Below are 16896 nucleotides of genomic sequence, written 5' to 3' on the forward strand. Positions count from 1 at the left end.
TATATGCTTTTGTATATCATGTTACACCGTTATTGCTGTTTTTTATCATATCATGATATGCTACATTTTTTACACTTGATTTATATCAATCATTGTTTTTTTTAATAACTTTGCATCGACTTATTAAAAATAAACATGTTAGACATATAACAAACAAACGTCAAAATGAGTTCTGTATTACCGATTTCGAATAGACAGCAATTGTTGAGAGAAACCAAAGATTATCTTCTAATAGCATTGGGAATGATAATGTATGCTGTCGGTTGGACTGTTTTTCTATTACCCAACAATCTTCCGTCGGGCGCTGTCCCCGGTATAGCATCTGTAGTATACTGGGCAACAGGTTTCCCCGTACAATACACTTATCTGCTCATAAATTTTGCACTTCTTCTTTTGGCTTTAAAAATTTTAGGGTTGAAATTCTGCCTTAAAACCATTTTTGCAGTCGGGGTTCTTACTTTTGCCACACCAGTGTTCCAACATTTTGTCAAAGGTTCTCTAATCAACGATCAACCTTTTATGGCATGTGTTCTAGGCGCTTCTTTCTGCGGGGGTGGTATAGGTGTTGCATTTTCTGCCAACGGAAGTACCGGTGGAACAGATATTATAGCAGCTATCATCAATAAATATCGTGATATAACTCTTGGAAGGGTTATCCTGATTTGCGACGTGATAATCATTTCATCCAGCTATCTTGTGCTTCACGACTGGGAAAAGGTTGTTTACGGATATGTGGTTCTGTTCATTTCCAGTTTCGTACTTGACCAGGTAGTAAACAGTGCACGCCAATCTGTACAATTCTTTATCATATCACAGAAATATGAAGAAATAGGAAAAAGAATCAACAAGGACCTACATCGCGGAGTTACTTTCATAGACGGTGTGGGATGCTACACTCATAACAATGTCAAAATGATGTTTGTACTTGCAAAGAAACGTGAGTCGAACACAATATTCCGTCTGATTAAAGACATTGACCCTAATGCTTTTGTTTCACAGAGTGCCGTAATCGGTGTCTTCGGTGAAGGCTTTGACAAAATTAAAGTTAAATAAAATCACACACTAAAAGTTCATGAACATGAATTCCAATTTAGATATAGCAAAAAGATTCGCATCATCTTTAAACTGCACTCTATCAAAGGATGTATTAAAAACGTTTGCTGAAATACTTACCCCAGAGAAGTATAAAAAAGGAGAACGAATACTTGACGAAGGACAGATCTGCGATTCACTATATTTCATTGAAAAAGGGATGACACGTCAGTTCTATTTCAAATACGACAAAGATCTGACTGAACATATAGGTTATGAAGATTCCATAATAATATGTTTGGAAAGTTATTTTAACGAAGAGCCAACCAAACTTATGATTGAAACTCTTGAGCCTACAATAGCATGGAAAATAAACAAGCATGATATTGTACAATTGGCATCGATTAACAGCGAAATAGGAACTCTATACAGAAGAGTGTTCGAGAAATCGCTTATTACATCACAACAAAAAGCCGATACACTGAGATTTGAGCCTGCAAATGAGAGATACAACAAACTAATGCAACAACATCCGGAAATTCTGAGAAGAGCGCCTCTCATTTACATTGCATCATTATTACAAATGACACCAGAAACTTTGAGTCGTGTCCGTTCCGCAAGTCTGAATTCTTAATAATCAATAATTTTAAAGGCAGGAAGCATTGAGGTATAACCTCTGTACTTCCTGCCTCTTTAGTTCAGCTCAGATTAGAATATCACACCCAGGCGGAAACCTGCATTATTCTGTCCATTTATATCACTCGTCAGAGTACAAGTCTTGTTCGTTCCGTAACTGTAGTATCCTGCTACGTGAAATCCCCAATATTTTGTCTTACACGGATATATATTAAATCCTATTTCAGGAGAGACGTAACCTCCCCATGCCTTATCATATAGACCTTTAACACCATAATATGTAGTGTTTCTGGCAAACATTGTTCCGGCTTTCAAACCTACATATGGCTCAAAATGCTTTCCATCATACAGGGTATAGTTAACTGCCAAACCGAAAGGCACCTGAAAGGCAGAACGCTGCTGGTCGGTAGTCAGACTCTCAGTAGGTGATATAGACAATGTCTGCCTTCCTACGTACTGATGATTGGTATGAAATGAAGCAAACAGACCGACATCCCATCTTGGTGCCACTTTATATTTCAGTTCGTAATTCATACCCCAGCCACTTATCTTATCTGCATATCCCGTAGAAAACGGGGCGTTCACCTGCCAGTCTACAACCAATCCCAAATTGCGTACATCCCATTGTGCTTTTGCCGTAAACAAAGTTCCGCATACAAAGCAGCAAAACAGCATAACTCTTTTTAATACAATATTTATAGATTTCATTATCAGCCCCTCCTAATTATTTGTTACTATTAATATATTCTGACTGTTTAAAGGCCTGTCCTACCGAATTCACCAGCAACTGTAAGTTATACATTCCGCTATATTGTGCTCCAGAAGCATTGGCATACCATACTACAGGAATATTCTTACTTTCCTGATTTTCTGTCAGGTCAACCATTTCCATTATAAGAGTATTAGTGTTATAAGAATAAGTAACAGGATATGGATAATACCATCCTCCCCACCATGGGCCCCAATAACCATAATCCCACCAACCACCAAAATATCCTCCGGAAACAATCTGATACGATTCATTCAAATACGACAGCTGAATACCGACATCAGCATTATCTTTATCATTAGGATCTGTAATTCGGATATATCCACGCTCATTCATATTGCTTTCCACTGCTTTAATTATCTTCATTGCATTTTCATCCTTCCAATAAGTAGCCTTATATTCTCCAGCTTCCAGAATACTGTCAGGCAAGAAATAAGTTTTATAAGAACCAAAATCCACACTACTGTCATAATCGGTATAAACAGCCAAATCGGCATCCAATTCAGTCATGTCCGGTTCTTTCTCACATGACACAGCCAATAGAGGCAGACAAATGTAAAATAGAAACTTTTTCATATTCATTTATATTTAAAGATTATCATATAGAACGTCCCTTGAAGACTCTACTCTTAGAAGAAGGAATTATAATCCCGTTTAAAGTCATCCTATTAGAACTAAAATTAGGTAATATTGTTACAGAAGCCTTATTACTTCCCGAATAAAGGCTTATATCTACCATTGCAGATATTCCGGTACCCAACACATTCATGGATACTTGGATATTTCCTTTCTTGTCTTTCTTGACTTCATAATTAGATACAGTTCCATCAAGTGTAATTCCTCCAAGACCATTAGGACCTGAAGCCGGAATATTGAATGCTACTTGAACGACAGACTTGTCGCCATTAACAGAAACAAAATTGGTACTGGATTCCACAAAAGCTGTCTGACCATACTTAAATACTACTTTATCCGCTTCAAGCGTAAAATCTTTCTCCGATATAGCCTTTTCAGCTTCTACAAACATCAGACTATCAAGCTTTTCCTGAATAATCTTCTTTTCCGCACTGGTCATTTCATTAAACTCCTGTGCATGTACGTTGCCTACCATTAGCGCAAACAACATAAATAAAGAAACAATGATTCTCATATTCTATTTTCCTTTCTTTTTTATCGATAGCAAAATTAAAATAAGAATATGATACCCAAAATAGAAATTTCCTATACGTCTATAGGGAAACGAGAATATTATTTAGGAACTTTTCCCCTATCTGTTCCTTATTCCCCAAATTACAAGTCAAGCCAATCAGTCAGCCATACTGTCCTTATATTCTTTCACCAGAGTAAGATAATTTTTGACAAGATTATTGTTTTTGAATACTTCAGGAGCCTCATCAACAATATCTTCCATGACAGGTGTCAAAAAAGGATATGGCAATGAATTGCCTATCATTATAAATACACCCGGACCAAGAACATTATCATAATTACTGGAAATAAATGCCTGAACCAGATTATCCATCTGACGGGCAACTTCTGCTCTTTTCTTCTCTATTTCAATCTGTACAGTATTTATATCTACACCGTCCATTATCATACGGCTTTCTTCTCTCTCCACCTCGTAAGCCTTGTCATCAATTGCTGTCTTATCTTCAATAAACTTATTGAAACTGTCATTCAGAGGAGTCCCTTTAATAGAAATACCGACATTATTTATTTCAATCTTAATATTACCCTCTTCCAATACAAGCGGCATGATACATTCATCATCCATATAAAGAGATGCCAACACAACAGAATCCACTTTGCCTTCCATTTGGAAATAACCATGTATAACCTCTGCCGAATCCACATTGACAAGCTCATCACCGGACAAGACTTTAACGAACAGCATTTTTCCGTCAAGTCTGGATACAGATGTAACACCATCAATCTTAAACTTTCTACCGCAAGACGTCAATGTTGTTATAAATAATAAGACAAAACAAAATCTAAACATAAAATCAAAAGGATTTATTTCGACTGCAAAGTTAGCTTCTTTATAAGTAGTCATGAAAATTATTATCACAAATTATACTAAATACGTGACGATTATACATTTAAAAAAGATGAAAACCAATAGTTGAACATCCCTACTTATTACAAAATGAATATTTTTATAACATAAAAACAAACTTATTTTATCCTTAAATGTTATCTTTGTATCCTATTTATGTTCTTTGATAAAGAAATGTTGGTCTTTTTCTTTTCAATTGGTCACTTTTGAAAATTTTAAACAATAACAATTCAAAAACTATAGTTAAATGAAGAAAATCAAAGTTTTGGCACTGGCACTTCTGTGCTCAGTATTCACGCCATCGAAGGCGGACGAAGGAATGTGGCTTCTGCAGCTGATGAAAGAGCAGAATCTGGCTGACAAAATGAAGGCACAAGGTTTGAAAATGAACATCTCCGACATCTACAATCCTGAACAGATTACACTGAAGGATGCAGTAGGTATTTTCGGAAGAGGATGTACAGGTGAAATCATCTCTCCTAACGGACTTATCCTTACGAACCACCACTGCGGTTATGATGCAATCCAACAGCACAGTTCAGTGGAACACGACTATCTTACAGACGGTTTCTGGGCTAAGAATATGGAAGAAGAACTTCCTACTCCGGGATTAACATTCAAGTTTGTTGAACGTATAGTCGACGTTACAGACAGAGTGAACAGAGACATCGAAAAAGGAAAAATAGAAGAAGCAGAATCATTCGGAAGCGAATATCTGAAGAAGATTGCTGCCGACGAGCTTAAGAAGAGTGATCTGAAGAAAGCTCCTGGCATCACAACTATGGCATTGCCTTTCTACGAAGGTAACAAATTCTACGTATTCTATATCAAGACTTATACAGACGTACGTATGGTAGCTGCTCCACCTTCATCAATCGGTAAGTTCGGCGGTGAAACAGACAACTGGATGTGGCCTCGTCACACAGGCGACTTCTCTATGTTCCGTATCTACACAGACAAGAACGGAAATCCAGCCGACTATAGCAAGGACAATATCCCATTGAAAGCTAAGAAACACCTTACTATCTCTTTGAGAGGTCTTCAGGAAGGCGACTATGCCATGATTATGGGATTCCCTGGAAGCACAAGCCGCTATCTTACTGAAAGCGAAGTGAAACTGAGAATGACAGGTACAAACACTCCAAGAATTGAAGTCCGCGAAGCAAGACAGAATGTGTTGAGAGCAGAAATGGCTGCAAGCGACAAGGTTCGTATCCAGTATGCAAGCAAATTTGCAAGCTCAAGCAACTACTGGAAAAACTCTATCGGTATGAACAAGGCCATCATCGACAATAAAGTGCTTGAAACAAAAGCTGAACAGGAAGCACGTTTCGCTAAATTTGCAATGGCTAAAAAGAATGCCGACTATCAGGGTGTCGTTGAAAAAATCGATGAATACGTAAAGACTGTTGAACCTATCCGCACTCAGTCAACTTATTTCAGCGAAGTGTTCAGAACAGGTATAGAATTCGAATCTTCTTATACTCTCTTCAACAACCTGAAAAAAGCTCTTGAAAAGAACAAGAAGAAAGATATCGAAAAAGCTGTTGAAGCACTTAAAGAAGAATTTGCAGATGTGCACAACAAGGACTACGACCACGAAGTGGACCGCAAGGTAGCAAAAGTCCTGATTCCTCTTTACGCTTCCAAAGTTCCTGCCGATGCTCTTCCTGAGTTCTACGAAACTATCAAGGCTAAATTCAACGGCGACTACAACGCATATATTGACGCTTGCTACAACAACTCTATCTTCGCTAACGAAGAAAACTTCAACAAGTTCATCAGCAACCTTACTGTAGAGGCTATCGAAAACGACCTTATGGTTCAGTACTCTGAAGCAAAAGCTGAAATGAGCAAGAAACTTTCTGAAAAGCTTAAAGCTGCAAGCGAAGGTATCAACCTGCTGCACAAGACATACGTAAGAGGACTTTGCGAAATGTATGCACCGGAACCAAAAGCACCGGATGCAAACTTCACGATCCGTCTGACTTACGGAAATGTCAAGCCATACGATCCTAAAGACGGTGTACACTATAAATATTACACTACTCTGAAAGGTGTAATGGAAAAAGAAGACCCACAGAACCCTGAGTTCGTAGTTCCTGCAAAACTTAAAGAACTTTACTCTACAAAGAACTTCGGACGCTATGCTATGGCTAACGGTGAAATGCCAACATGCTTCCTTACTACAAACGACATCACAGGCGGTAACTCTGGTTCACCTGTAATGAACGGCAACGGAGAGCTTATCGGTTGTGCATTCGACGGTAACTGGGAATCACTGAGTGGCGACATCAACTTCGACAACAACCTTCAGCGTTGTATCGCAGTAGATATCCGTTACGTTCTCTTCATTGTAGAAAAACTAGGAGGATGCAAGAATCTTATTGACGAAATGACAATCGTAGAATAATGAAAAAAACAATATTACTATCACTACTCACCACATTCACCCTCGCCGGACATGCCGACGAGGGAATGTGGATGCTGACCGACCTGAAAAAACAGAATGCGGCAGTAATGTACGATATGGGGCTTGACATCAGCATAGACGATGTTTATTCGCCCGACAACATATCGCTGAAAGATGCAGTGGTTCACTTCGGTGGCGGATGTACCGGCGAAGTCATCTCAGCCGAAGGTCTTGTACTTACCAATCATCATTGCGGTTACGGCTACATACAGCAGCACAGCTCTGTAGAGCACGACTATCTGACAGACGGCTTTTGGGCAATGACACGCGAACAGGAATTGCCTTGCGAAGGACTTACAATCACTTTCATCGACAAGATACTTGATGTCACAACTTACGTCAAGGAACAACTTAAGAAAGATGAAGACCCGGAAGGGCTGAACTACCTGTCACCGTCATATCTTTCGAAAGTGGCTGCAAGATTTGCCAAGAAAGAGAAAATCAAGACAGACGAATTCACAGTTCTGGAGCTCAAGCCTTTCTATGGAGCCAACAAATACTATCTTTTCGTAAAGACAGTATATAAGGATATCCGTATGGTGGGCGCGCCTCCTTCATCAATCGGTAAGTTCGGTGCTGATACAGACAACTGGATGTGGCCTCGCCATTGCGGCGACTTCTCAATGTTCCGCATCTATGCCGACAAGAACGGAAAACCTGCCAACTACAGTGCAACCAACGTTCCTCTGAAAGTGAAGAAACATATCGCAATCAACCTGAAAGGAGTGAAAGAAGGCGACTTTACTTTCGTTATGGGATTTCCGGGAAGAAACTGGAGATACATGATAAGCGACGAAGTGGAAGAACGTATGCAGACCACAAACTTCATGCGCGACACTATCCGCGGCGTACGCCTCAGAGTACTTGGCGAAGAAATGGCTAAGGATGCAAAGACACGCATACAGTATGCTGCCAAATACGCATCGTCTGCCAACTACTGGAAGAACGCAATAGGAATGAACGAAGGGTTGATAAAACTGAAAGTTCTAGACAAGAAGAAAGAACAGCAGGAACACCTTCTGGAATATGGCCGTGAAACAGGCAACAACAGTTACAAGGAAGCCTTCGATGCCATCCGCTCAATAGTGGCAAAACGCAGAAATGCCGTTTACCATCAGCAGGCTATCTACGAAGCACTAATGCTGGGAACAGAGTTCTACAAGGTTCCTGACACAGACGCACTCCGTAACGCTCTAGAAGCTAACGACAAGAAAGCCATAAAGGAAGAAACAGAAAACCTGAAAGAAGCTTACAAGAAGTTCTACAACAAGGACTACAATCCGGAAGTAGACCGTAAGGTTTCAAAACAGCTTATTGCTCTTTATGCAAAATTAATTCCGGCAGAACAGCGCATAAGCATTTTCAAGCAGATAGGTGAAAACTTCGGCGGAAATACAGATGCTTTTGTTGACGCATGTTTCGACAAATCTATCTTCAGAAGTCAGGCTGCACTTGATGCTTTCCTTCAGAATCCTGACATCAAGACTCTTCGTGAAGACCTTATGGTACAATATTCCAAGTCTGTAAAGGACGGATACAACGCTACATCAAATGCAATGAAAGCCGAAACAGACGCATATAATCTTGCACACAAGACATGGGTAGCAGGAATGCTTGAACTGAAAGCCAAGAACGGTACACCGGTTTATCCTGATGCCAACTCTACACTGAGACTTACTTACGGCAAGATTGGTTCTTACGAACCGGCAGACGGAATGGAGTATCTGTACTACACAACACTGAAAGGTGTTATGGAGAAAGAAGATCCTAACAACCCTGAATTCGTTGTTCCTGCAAAACTTAAGGAACTGTATGAAAAGAAAGATTTCGGTCCATACGCAATGCCGGACGGACGTATGCCTATATGCTTTGCCACAGGAACAGACAACACAGGAGGTAACTCCGGTTCTCCTGTATTCAACAGCAAAGGCGAGCTGATAGGAACAGGTTTCGACCGTAACTACGAAGGACTTACAGGCGACATTGCCTACAACCCACAGTTGCAGCGTGCCGCATGTGTTGACATCAGATATACACTGTTTATCATCGACAAGTTTGCAGGCGCAGGTCATCTGATTGATGAAATGACAATCATCAAATAAGCCTGTTTCCAAACCAGTGAATAAATAAAAATCGCGCTTTGACTCCCCTGTCCTACAGGAAACGTCAAAGCGCGATTTTATTTGTTATGATCTAAACGGTATTTAAATACCGCTTAAATCTTATTATCATTGGAAGAACAAGTCATCAAGACGACTTGTATTCTCTTCTTCCAGTTCAGAAACCTTATCCTTACATGGGTCAAACTCATCAGGAATATCGAATTTCTCTTCCTGCGAATATCCCAAAGTCTTGTCGGCATAAACCTTATTCATATATATACCCCAGATAGGAAGAGCCATTGAGGCACCCTGTCCGTCAGCCATACGGTCGAAGTGAATGTCACGTTCTTCGCCTCCTACCCAACATCCTGACACCAGACTTGGAGTGAAGCCCATGAACCAACCGTCGGAGTTATTATTCGTAGTACCTGTCTTACCACCCATATCAGCCGTGATGTGATACAGTCGTCTTACACGTCCACCGGTACCTTCATTAATTACCGCACGAAGCATTACAAGCATCTTGTATGCACTGCTTTCGCTTATCACCTCGTTGACCTGTGGAGAGAATGTAGCCAACACATTACCGTCGTTATCCTCTATACGTGTAACGAACAATGGTGCTGTACGTATTCCCTTGTTCACGAAAGCCGTGTATGCGCTTACCATTTCGCCAACCGAAATTTCGCAAGGTCCGAGGCACAATGATATCGTAGGCTGTATCTCCTTATTAAGAACACCAAACGAATGAATCAATCTGACCAACTCATAAGGATTAAGCTTACTCATAAGATAAGCCGAAATCCAGTTGTTTGAATTTGCAAGACCCCATTTCAGAGTAACTATCTCTCCGTAATGTTTCTTAGAACTGTTTCTCGGAGTCCATGCAATACCGTTCTCATCGAAATAAGTTCCCTCAACGTTTCTTGTCTCGTCGCATGGAGAGAAACCGTTTTCCATTGCAAGCGAATATAGGTACGGTTTGATAGTAGAACCAACCTGACGGCGTCCAACCATAGCCATATCATACTTGAAGTTGTCATAGTTAGGTCCGCCCACGTATGCCTTCACATATCCAGTAATAGGATCCATAGACATAAATCCGGCACGAAGGAAGTGTTTGTAGTATTTAATAGAGTCAAGAGGAGTCATGATAGTGTCCTTCTCACCCTGATATGTAAACACAGTCATCTCACGCGGAGTATTGAAAGCCTTCATGATTTCGTCATCCGAATATCCAGCAGCCTTCATCACACGGCGACGCTCACTCTGTCTTATAGAACGGTTCAGGATAGCCTCAACCTCCTCATTAGAAAGCTGATTTGTATATGGAGCAGTCTTTCTGCCTTTCTTTTCCTTGAAGAAACGAGGCTGCAGATATTCAGCCACATGTTCCTGTACAGCTTCTTCAGCATACTGCTGCATACGCGAATTTATAGTGGTATAAATCTTCAGCCCATCTGTATAAAGATTATAGTTTGAACCATCCTTTTTCTTGTTCTTTGCACACCACCCGTACAGAGGATTTGTTTCCCATGCAAGGGAATCTTCGTAGAACTTCTGCATCTGCCAGCCACGGTAATTCTTCTTCACCGGTTTCTTGGCATTCAGAACACCGCGAAGATATTCCCTGAAGTATGTAGCCAGACCGTCGTTATGGTCAACCGGTCTGTATTTCAACACCAATGGTAATGCCTGAAGCGAGTCACGTTCAGCCTCAGTCAGATAACCGGCCTTACGCATCTGGTCGAGCACTACATTTCGGCGTCCACGAGTACGTTCGTTGAAACGGCGCGGATTATACAGCGAAGGGTTCTTACACATACCTACAAGTGTGGCTGCCTCCTCGATACTCAGGTCCTTAGGCTCTTTTGAAAAATAAGTACCTGCCGCAGTCTTAATACCAACGGCATTGTTCAGGAAGTCGAACTTATTGAGATACATCGTAAGGATTTCCTCTTTAGTGTAATAACGTTCCAGCTTAACGGCAATAACCCATTCAATAGGTTTCTGCAGCAAACGTTCCATCACATTGTCGGCTGTAGGCGAATAGAACTGCTTTGCCAACTGCTGGGTAATAGTACTACCACCACCGGCATTCTTCTGCATGAATACACCACGCTTGATAAGGGCACGCATAAATGCTCGAGCATCTATACCGGAATGTTCACTGAAACGCACATCTTCTGTAGCCACAAGAGCATGCACCAGATTTGGCGACAAATCCTCATAACCTACATACAGACGGTTCTCCTTGCTGAGCGACCACGTACCCAACACCTTTCCGTCGTCAGAAATAACCTGTGTGGCAAACTTTAGATTAGGATTTTCCAGTTCCTCGATAGGTGGCACATAACCAATCTTGCCATCCGAGATAGCAGAAAATATTATATACGTTGCCAGCATTCCTATCAGCAGCAACGCCCAAAGTACGATGATAAATGTTTTTCTCATTGAAATAGCTTATTTGTTACATATCAGTTCCCTAATTCTCCAAAAAGGGAACAAATCGGCACAAAATTAGCAAAAGGTGAGCGCAAAAACAAATGAAAACTGAAGTTTTCAAATTTAGTCATGGCAGAATCGTATTCTGTATTTATATAATAAGGATTCAATTCATTTCATAAAGCCAATTAATTTGTATTTTCGGCCACAAAAAACTATATTTGTGCTTATAAAATATATAAACTATACTGTTGTTTATAAAAGCGACACTGTAATTTATACAAACAACACTGTTGTTTATAGAAACACAATTGATATTTACAGAAAATAAAAGCATAAAACAAACTTTATTACAGCAAGGAAATAACTTTTATACTAACCTAATAAACTTTTACAGAATATGGCAAAATACGTGATGCAGGAAATGAGAAACCTTCATAAAGAAGGAGAAACGCTACTCTACCCTAGAATGGTGATAGACGGTTGTTGCGAAACAGAAGAACTAGTAGAAATGATTACCAAAGGCTCCACTCTTAGAAAAGGTGAAGTTATGGCATCTCTTCAACTTATAGCAGACGGAATGGCAACATTAATGGCACATGGCCGTTCGGTACGTATTGAAGGAATAGGACTGTTTACACCGTCACTGTCGTTGAAAGATGGGAAGGAAAGAGAAGGCATAAACGATGAAACTAGCCGACGTAATGCTCAAAGCATAGAAATCGGCAACATTAACTTCCGTGCTGAAAGAAGTCTGATTCATGACACAAACTCCCAATGTAACCTGCAAAGACAAAAAGGCGACTGGCGATGCAACAGATCGAAATACTCTCCGGAAGAAAGACTTGCCCTTGCGCTGAAATATCTGGAATCAAACCCGACCCTTACTATTGGCGAATACAAAGAACTTACAGGACTTAGCCACACTGCTGCCGGACAGGAACTTAAGAAATGGGCGTCTACTCCTGAGTCTGGAATATATTTTAAAGGAAGAGGATCGCATAAAGTTTATGTGAAAAGATAAATATCCCAAATTGAGCGGAATTTTGAAATATTTTATGTACCTTTGGGCTTCGGTATTAAAAAATAAACATAAAACTGCTAATATGGAAAATAGAAGTTTAGTTACTATTGCCGAACATTCCAAGGAGAAAATACTTTATCTTCTGGAAATGGCAAGAGAATTTGAGAAGAAGCCGAACCGTAGCCTTCTGGCAGGAAGAATTGTGGCAACATTGTTTTTTGAGCCATCAACTCGTACTCGCCTTAGTTTTGAAACAGCAGCTAACCGTCTGGGTGCAAAAGTAATAGGTTTTACAGACCCTAAGGTAACAAGCTCATCAAAAGGCGAGACTCTGAAGGATACCATTATGATGGTGAGCAACTATGCTGACATTATCGTAATGAGACACTATCTGGAAGGAGCTGCAAGATACGCAAGCGAGGTAACAAAAGTGCCTATCGTAAATGCGGGCGACGGTGCAAACCAACACCCTTCGCAAACTATGCTGGACTTGTATTCCATATACAAAACACAGGGAACTCTGGAAAACCTGAACATCTACATGGTGGGCGACCTGAAATACGGACGTACAGTACACTCTCTCTTGATGGCTATGCGCCATTTCAATCCTACATTCCACTTCATTGCACCGGACGAACTGAAAATGCCGGAAGAATACAAAATCTACTGCAAGGAACATAATATTAAATATGTGGAGCACACTGAATTCAACGAAGATGTGATTGCTGATGCAGATATTCTTTACATGACACGTGTGCAAAGAGAACGCTTCACCGACTTGATGGAATATGAGAGAGTAAAAGATGTATATATTCTGAACAACAAAATGCTGGACAAGACACGCCCTAACCTGCGTATCCTGCATCCACTGCCTAGAGTCAACGAAATCGCTTACGACGTAGATGACAATCCAAAAGCATACTACTTCCAGCAGGCTCAAAACGGACTATATGCCCGTCAGGCTATTCTTTGCGACGTATTGGGTATTACTCTTGACGAGGTAAAAGCCGATACAGAAAAATAATAACAGGATATAAATACATTTTGACCATGAACGAAAAAAAAGAACTGCAGGTAGCCGCTCTTGAAAACGGCACTGTAATAGACCATATACCGTCAGACAAACTTTTCACCGTAGTTTCACTGCTGAACCTCAAGGACATGGACAGCAATATCACTATAGGATATAACCTTGAAAGCAAGAAACTAGGTAAAAAGGGTATCATAAAAATAGCTGACAAATTTTTCACAGACGAAGAAATCAACCGTATTTCTGTAGTTGCATCAAACATCAAACTGAATGTAATCAGAAACTATGCCGTTGTGGAAAAGAAAGAAGCAATCATGCCTGACGAACTGAAAGGTATAGTGAAATGCAACAATCCTAAATGTATCACAAACAACGAACCTATGCAGACTTGGTTCCACGTGACTGACAAGGAAAAAGGACTGTTGAAATGTCATTACTGCGAAAAAGAACAGCAGAAGGACAATATTAAACTTATCTGATAATGAAGCAGGACTGGAAACCCGGAACAATGGTTTATCCGCTTCCTGCCGTAATGGTGAGTTGCGGCAGTTGTGAAGAAGAATATAATATAATCACTGTAGCGTGGGTGGGTACTATATGTACCAACCCACCTATGTGTTACATATCGGTAAGGCCGGAAAGGCACTCCTATCCTATTCTGAAAAAGAATATGGAATTTGTGATAAACCTTACCACTAAAGATATGGCATATGCCACAGACTGGTGTGGAGTGAGATCGGGCAAGAACTTCAACAAGTTCAGCGAAATGAAACTAACACCGGGAAAAGCATCTGTGGTCAATGCTCCCATTATAGAAGAATCACCACTCTGTATAGAATGCAGGGTAAAAGAAGTGATATCACTGGGATCGCACGATATGTTCATAGCCGATGTGGTAAACGTTAAAGCCGACGAGAAATACCTTGATTCGGAAACCGGAAAATTCGAACTCGCTAAATCAAACCTTCTTGTATATGCACATGGAGGATATTATGAAATGGGAAAGAAGATTGGCAAATTCGGATGGTCGGTAGAAAAAAAGAAATAATCTGCCAATGAAAAGATTATGCTTGACTATATTTTCAGCAATAATGCTTGCATGCAGCACAAATCTGTATGCACAAGATATTATGCTGCATAATGACAAGCAGAAAAAACAAAAGATAAGTATTGGTATTAAAGGTGGATTCAACTCCACTATGATGTTTACCGACGAGCTACGCTATGGAGAGCAGGATATAACGGATATCCAAAACAACTATAAGGTAGGATACATCGGAACTTTGTTCATACGAATACCTGTAAAAAACAAACATTTCCTTCAGCCTGAAGTTTCGTATGCAGTATCGCAAGGAAGTATAAGCATGAGCAATCTCAGAGAGAATGCGACAATTCTGGAAGACAACGCACTGATTAAAACAAAAATATCATCCTTTGAAGTTCCGCTTCTGTACGGATATAAATTTATTGACTCATATCCGTATGGAATGTCTTTTTTCCTAGGACCTAAAGTGGCTTGGACCATAAAGAAACAAACCTCAAGCGAATATTCAGGTTTCTATCAGAAAAACATCAAAGAAAACATTAAGCCTTTCAATTATAGTGCAGTACTGGGAATAGGAGTAAATATATCAAATATATTCTTTGACTTCAGATACGAAATAGGATGTAACAACATTACGGAATCCATAGTTTACGATAAAGACCAGACTATGGAACCTTACAATGAAAAGGATCTGACACTCAAAAGACGAAAAAACATTATGAGTTTTTCAGTGGGGGTAATTTTCTGATTTAAACATTATATTATTAACATACAATACATTGATTAACTATGAAAAGAGATGAATTGATTTTTGGAATTATAGAAAAAGAACATCAGCGTCAGCTTAAAGGTATAGAGCTGATTGCTTCGGAAAACTTCGTAAGCGACCAGGTTATGGAAGCTATGGGTTCTTGCCTTACAAACAAATACGCAGAGGGTTATCCGGGAAAAAGATATTATGGTGGTTGTGAAGTAGTTGACCAGAGTGAACAGATTGCAATTGACAGACTTAAACAGATTTTCGGAGCTGAATGGGCTAACGTACAGCCACACTCAGGAGCACAGGCTAATGCTGCTGTATTTCTGGCAGTATTGAATCCGGGTGACAAGTTTATGGGACTTAATCTGGCTCACGGAGGACATCTGTCACATGGTTCTGCTGTAAATACATCAGGTATATTATATACTCCTTGTGAATACAACCTGAACAAGGAAACAGGAAGAGTGGATTACGACCAAATGGAAGAAATCGCTTTGAGAGAAAGACCGAAACTCATCGTGGGTGGCGGTTCAGCATATTCAAGAGAATGGGACTATAAGAGAATGAGAGACATTGCCGACAAGGTAGGAGCATTGCTTATGATTGACATGGCTCATCCAGCAGGACTTATTGCTGCCGGATTGCTTGACAACCCAGTGAAATATGCTCATATCGTGACTTCTACTACTCACAAGACATTACGCGGTCCTCGCGGTGGCGTTATCATGATGGGTAAGGACTTCCCTAACCCATGGGGAAAGAAAACTCCAAAGGGTGAAATCAAGATGATGTCACAACTTCTTGACTCAGCTGTATTCCCAGGTATTCAGGGTGGTCCGCTAGAACATGTAATAGCAGCCAAAGCTGTTGCATTCGGCGAATGTCTGCAGCCAGAATATAAGGAATATCAGATGCAGGTTAAGAAGAATGCCGCTGCACTGGCACAGGCTCTTATGGACAGAGGATTCACTATCGTATCAGGTGGTACAGACAACCACTCTATGCTTGTCGATCTGAGAACAAAATACCCAGACCTTACAGGTAAAGTAGCTGAAAAGGCTTTGGTATCGGCTGATATCACAGTGAACAAGAATATGGTTCCTTTTGACACACGTTCTGCTTTCCAGACTTCAGGAATCCGCCTTGGAACTCCTGCCATCACTACACGTGGTGCTAAAGAAGATTTAATGTATGAAATAGCAGAAATGATTGAAACAGTCCTTTCTAATGTAGATAACGAAGAAGTTATCGCTTCAGTAAGGGCTAGAGTAAACGAAAAGATGAAGAATTATCCTATTTTTGCTTATTGATAAATTTCCCAAAACTGTACATTTCAATAATGTATGGTTCTAATTTTAATTCTGTAAAAAGACGATAAGAGAACAATTTTATAATTGGACTTTTATCGTCTTTTATTTGTTTATATAAAACAAGTCCGGTAAAAACTATATTATAATTGAAATAATAGGCTATAAAAAGAGCATTTATAATAATATTTTCACGACTTCTTATTATATTTGTACT

General features: G+C 40.0%; 15 protein-coding genes. 10 read left to right on the forward strand and 5 right to left on the reverse strand.

The window, feature by feature from the left end; genetic code table 11:
* Nucleotides 1-165: 165 nt before the first annotated feature.
* Nucleotides 166-1053, forward strand: coding sequence for a YitT family protein (locus tag Q0486_RS00995; RefSeq protein ID WP_299229449.1), 888 nt, complete (start codon nt 166-168; stop codon nt 1051-1053).
* Nucleotides 1054-1078: 25 nt separating this feature from the next.
* A complete protein-coding gene (locus Q0486_RS01000; RefSeq protein WP_299229452.1) occupies nt 1079-1666 on the forward strand; it encodes a Crp/Fnr family transcriptional regulator in 588 nt (195 codons plus the stop codon).
* Nucleotides 1667-1740: 74 nt separating this feature from the next.
* Here Q0486_RS01000 and Q0486_RS01005 read toward each other — a convergent pair whose 3' ends face one another.
* From Q0486_RS01005 to Q0486_RS01020, 4 genes are all read right to left on the reverse strand, one after another.
* On the reverse strand, nt 1741-2376 hold the full coding sequence (locus Q0486_RS01005) for an outer membrane beta-barrel protein (RefSeq protein WP_299229455.1): 636 nt from the start codon (nt 2374-2376) through the stop codon (nt 1741-1743).
* A 16-nt stretch (nt 2377-2392) separates the two neighbouring features.
* Entirely contained in the window at nt 2393-3013 is a 621-nt protein-coding gene (locus tag Q0486_RS01010) for a DUF4136 domain-containing protein (RefSeq protein ID WP_299229458.1), read from the reverse strand.
* A gap of 22 nt (nt 3014-3035) precedes the next feature.
* Entirely contained in the window at nt 3036-3587 is a 552-nt protein-coding gene (locus Q0486_RS01015) for a DUF4251 domain-containing protein (RefSeq protein WP_299229461.1), read from the reverse strand.
* A gap of 156 nt (nt 3588-3743) precedes the next feature.
* Nucleotides 3744-4436 carry a DUF4369 domain-containing protein gene (locus tag Q0486_RS01020; RefSeq protein WP_299229463.1) on the reverse strand — a complete coding sequence of 231 codons (693 nt, stop codon included), beginning with the start codon at nt 4434-4436 and terminating at the stop codon, nt 3744-3746.
* 304 nt (nt 4437-4740) lie between these two features.
* On the opposite strand from Q0486_RS01020, the gene Q0486_RS01025 reads away from it, so the two are divergent.
* Together Q0486_RS01025 and Q0486_RS01030 are read left to right on the forward strand one after the other, a co-directional pair.
* Nucleotides 4741-6906, forward strand: coding sequence for a S46 family peptidase (locus Q0486_RS01025; RefSeq protein WP_299229466.1), 2166 nt, complete (start codon nt 4741-4743; stop codon nt 6904-6906).
* Nucleotides 6906-9068 carry a S46 family peptidase gene (locus Q0486_RS01030; RefSeq protein ID WP_299229468.1) on the forward strand — a complete coding sequence of 721 codons (2163 nt, stop codon included), beginning with the start codon at nt 6906-6908 and terminating at the stop codon, nt 9066-9068. The genes Q0486_RS01025 and Q0486_RS01030 overlap by 1 nt, the downstream gene beginning before the upstream one ends.
* Before the next feature lie 126 nt (nt 9069-9194).
* On the opposite strand, the gene Q0486_RS01035 is transcribed toward Q0486_RS01030, so the two are convergent.
* Nucleotides 9195-11522: a transglycosylase domain-containing protein gene (locus Q0486_RS01035; protein ID WP_299229471.1), complete on the reverse strand. Its 2328-nt coding sequence runs from the start codon at nt 11520-11522 to the stop codon at nt 9195-9197.
* 391 nt (nt 11523-11913) lie between these two features.
* Here Q0486_RS01035 and Q0486_RS01040 point away from each other — a divergent pair, with 391 nt between their 5' ends.
* From Q0486_RS01040 to glyA, 6 genes are all read left to right on the forward strand, one after another.
* Nucleotides 11914-12537: an HU family DNA-binding protein gene (locus Q0486_RS01040; protein WP_299229474.1), complete on the forward strand. Its 624-nt coding sequence runs from the start codon at nt 11914-11916 to the stop codon at nt 12535-12537.
* An 82-nt stretch (nt 12538-12619) separates the two neighbouring features.
* Complete coding sequence (gene pyrB / locus Q0486_RS01045) at nt 12620-13561, forward strand: aspartate carbamoyltransferase (RefSeq protein WP_299229477.1); 942 nt, start codon at nt 12620-12622, stop codon at nt 13559-13561.
* A 20-nt stretch (nt 13562-13581) separates the two neighbouring features.
* On the forward strand, nt 13582-14046 hold the full coding sequence (gene pyrI, locus Q0486_RS01050) for an aspartate carbamoyltransferase regulatory subunit (RefSeq protein WP_204392244.1): 465 nt from the start codon (nt 13582-13584) through the stop codon (nt 14044-14046).
* 2 nt (nt 14047-14048) lie between these two features.
* Nucleotides 14049-14615, forward strand: a complete 567-nt coding sequence (locus Q0486_RS01055; RefSeq protein ID WP_299229480.1) for a flavin reductase family protein — start codon at nt 14049-14051, stop codon at nt 14613-14615.
* Between the two features lie 7 nt (nt 14616-14622).
* Nucleotides 14623-15360 (forward strand): porin family protein, encoded by a 738-nt coding sequence (locus tag Q0486_RS01060; RefSeq protein WP_299229483.1) that lies wholly within the window; start codon nt 14623-14625, stop codon nt 15358-15360.
* A gap of 41 nt (nt 15361-15401) precedes the next feature.
* On the forward strand, nt 15402-16682 hold the full coding sequence (gene glyA / locus Q0486_RS01065; RefSeq protein ID WP_299229486.1) for a serine hydroxymethyltransferase: 1281 nt from the start codon (nt 15402-15404) through the stop codon (nt 16680-16682).
* The last annotated feature ends 214 nt before the right edge of the window (nt 16683-16896 follow it).

Origin of the sequence: uncultured Bacteroides sp. (assembly GCF_937912035.1) — a bacterium.
Lineage (GTDB): Bacteria > Bacteroidota > Bacteroidia > Bacteroidales > Bacteroidaceae > Phocaeicola.

Bases quoted from the DNA above. Each gene is read 5' to 3' on its own strand.
- Q0486_RS00995 (WP_299229449.1), top strand. From the start codon at position 166: ATGAGTTCTGTATTACCGATTTCGAATAGACAGCAATTGTTGAGAGAA.
- Q0486_RS01000 (WP_299229452.1), top strand. From the start codon at position 1,079: ATGAATTCCAATTTAGATATAGCAAAAAGATTCGCATCATCTTTAAAC.
- Q0486_RS01005 (WP_299229455.1), bottom strand. From the start codon at position 2,376: ATGAAATCTATAAATATTGTATTAAAAAGAGTTATGCTGTTTTGCTGC.
- Q0486_RS01010 (WP_299229458.1), bottom strand. From the start codon at position 3,013: ATGAAAAAGTTTCTATTTTACATTTGTCTGCCTCTATTGGCTGTGTCA.
- Q0486_RS01015 (WP_299229461.1), bottom strand. From the start codon at position 3,587: ATGAGAATCATTGTTTCTTTATTTATGTTGTTTGCGCTAATGGTAGGC.
- Q0486_RS01020 (WP_299229463.1), bottom strand. From the start codon at position 4,436: ATGTTTAGATTTTGTTTTGTCTTATTATTTATAACAACATTGACGTCT.
- Q0486_RS01025 (WP_299229466.1), top strand. From the start codon at position 4,741: ATGAAGAAAATCAAAGTTTTGGCACTGGCACTTCTGTGCTCAGTATTC.
- Q0486_RS01030 (WP_299229468.1), top strand. From the start codon at position 6,906: ATGAAAAAAACAATATTACTATCACTACTCACCACATTCACCCTCGCC.
- Q0486_RS01035 (WP_299229471.1), bottom strand. From the start codon at position 11,522: ATGAGAAAAACATTTATCATCGTACTTTGGGCGTTGCTGCTGATAGGA.
- Q0486_RS01040 (WP_299229474.1), top strand. From the start codon at position 11,914: ATGGCAAAATACGTGATGCAGGAAATGAGAAACCTTCATAAAGAAGGA.
- pyrB (WP_299229477.1), top strand. From the start codon at position 12,620: ATGGAAAATAGAAGTTTAGTTACTATTGCCGAACATTCCAAGGAGAAA.
- Q0486_RS01055 (WP_299229480.1), top strand. From the start codon at position 14,049: ATGAAGCAGGACTGGAAACCCGGAACAATGGTTTATCCGCTTCCTGCC.
- Q0486_RS01060 (WP_299229483.1), top strand. From the start codon at position 14,623: ATGAAAAGATTATGCTTGACTATATTTTCAGCAATAATGCTTGCATGC.
- glyA (WP_299229486.1), top strand. From the start codon at position 15,402: ATGAAAAGAGATGAATTGATTTTTGGAATTATAGAAAAAGAACATCAG.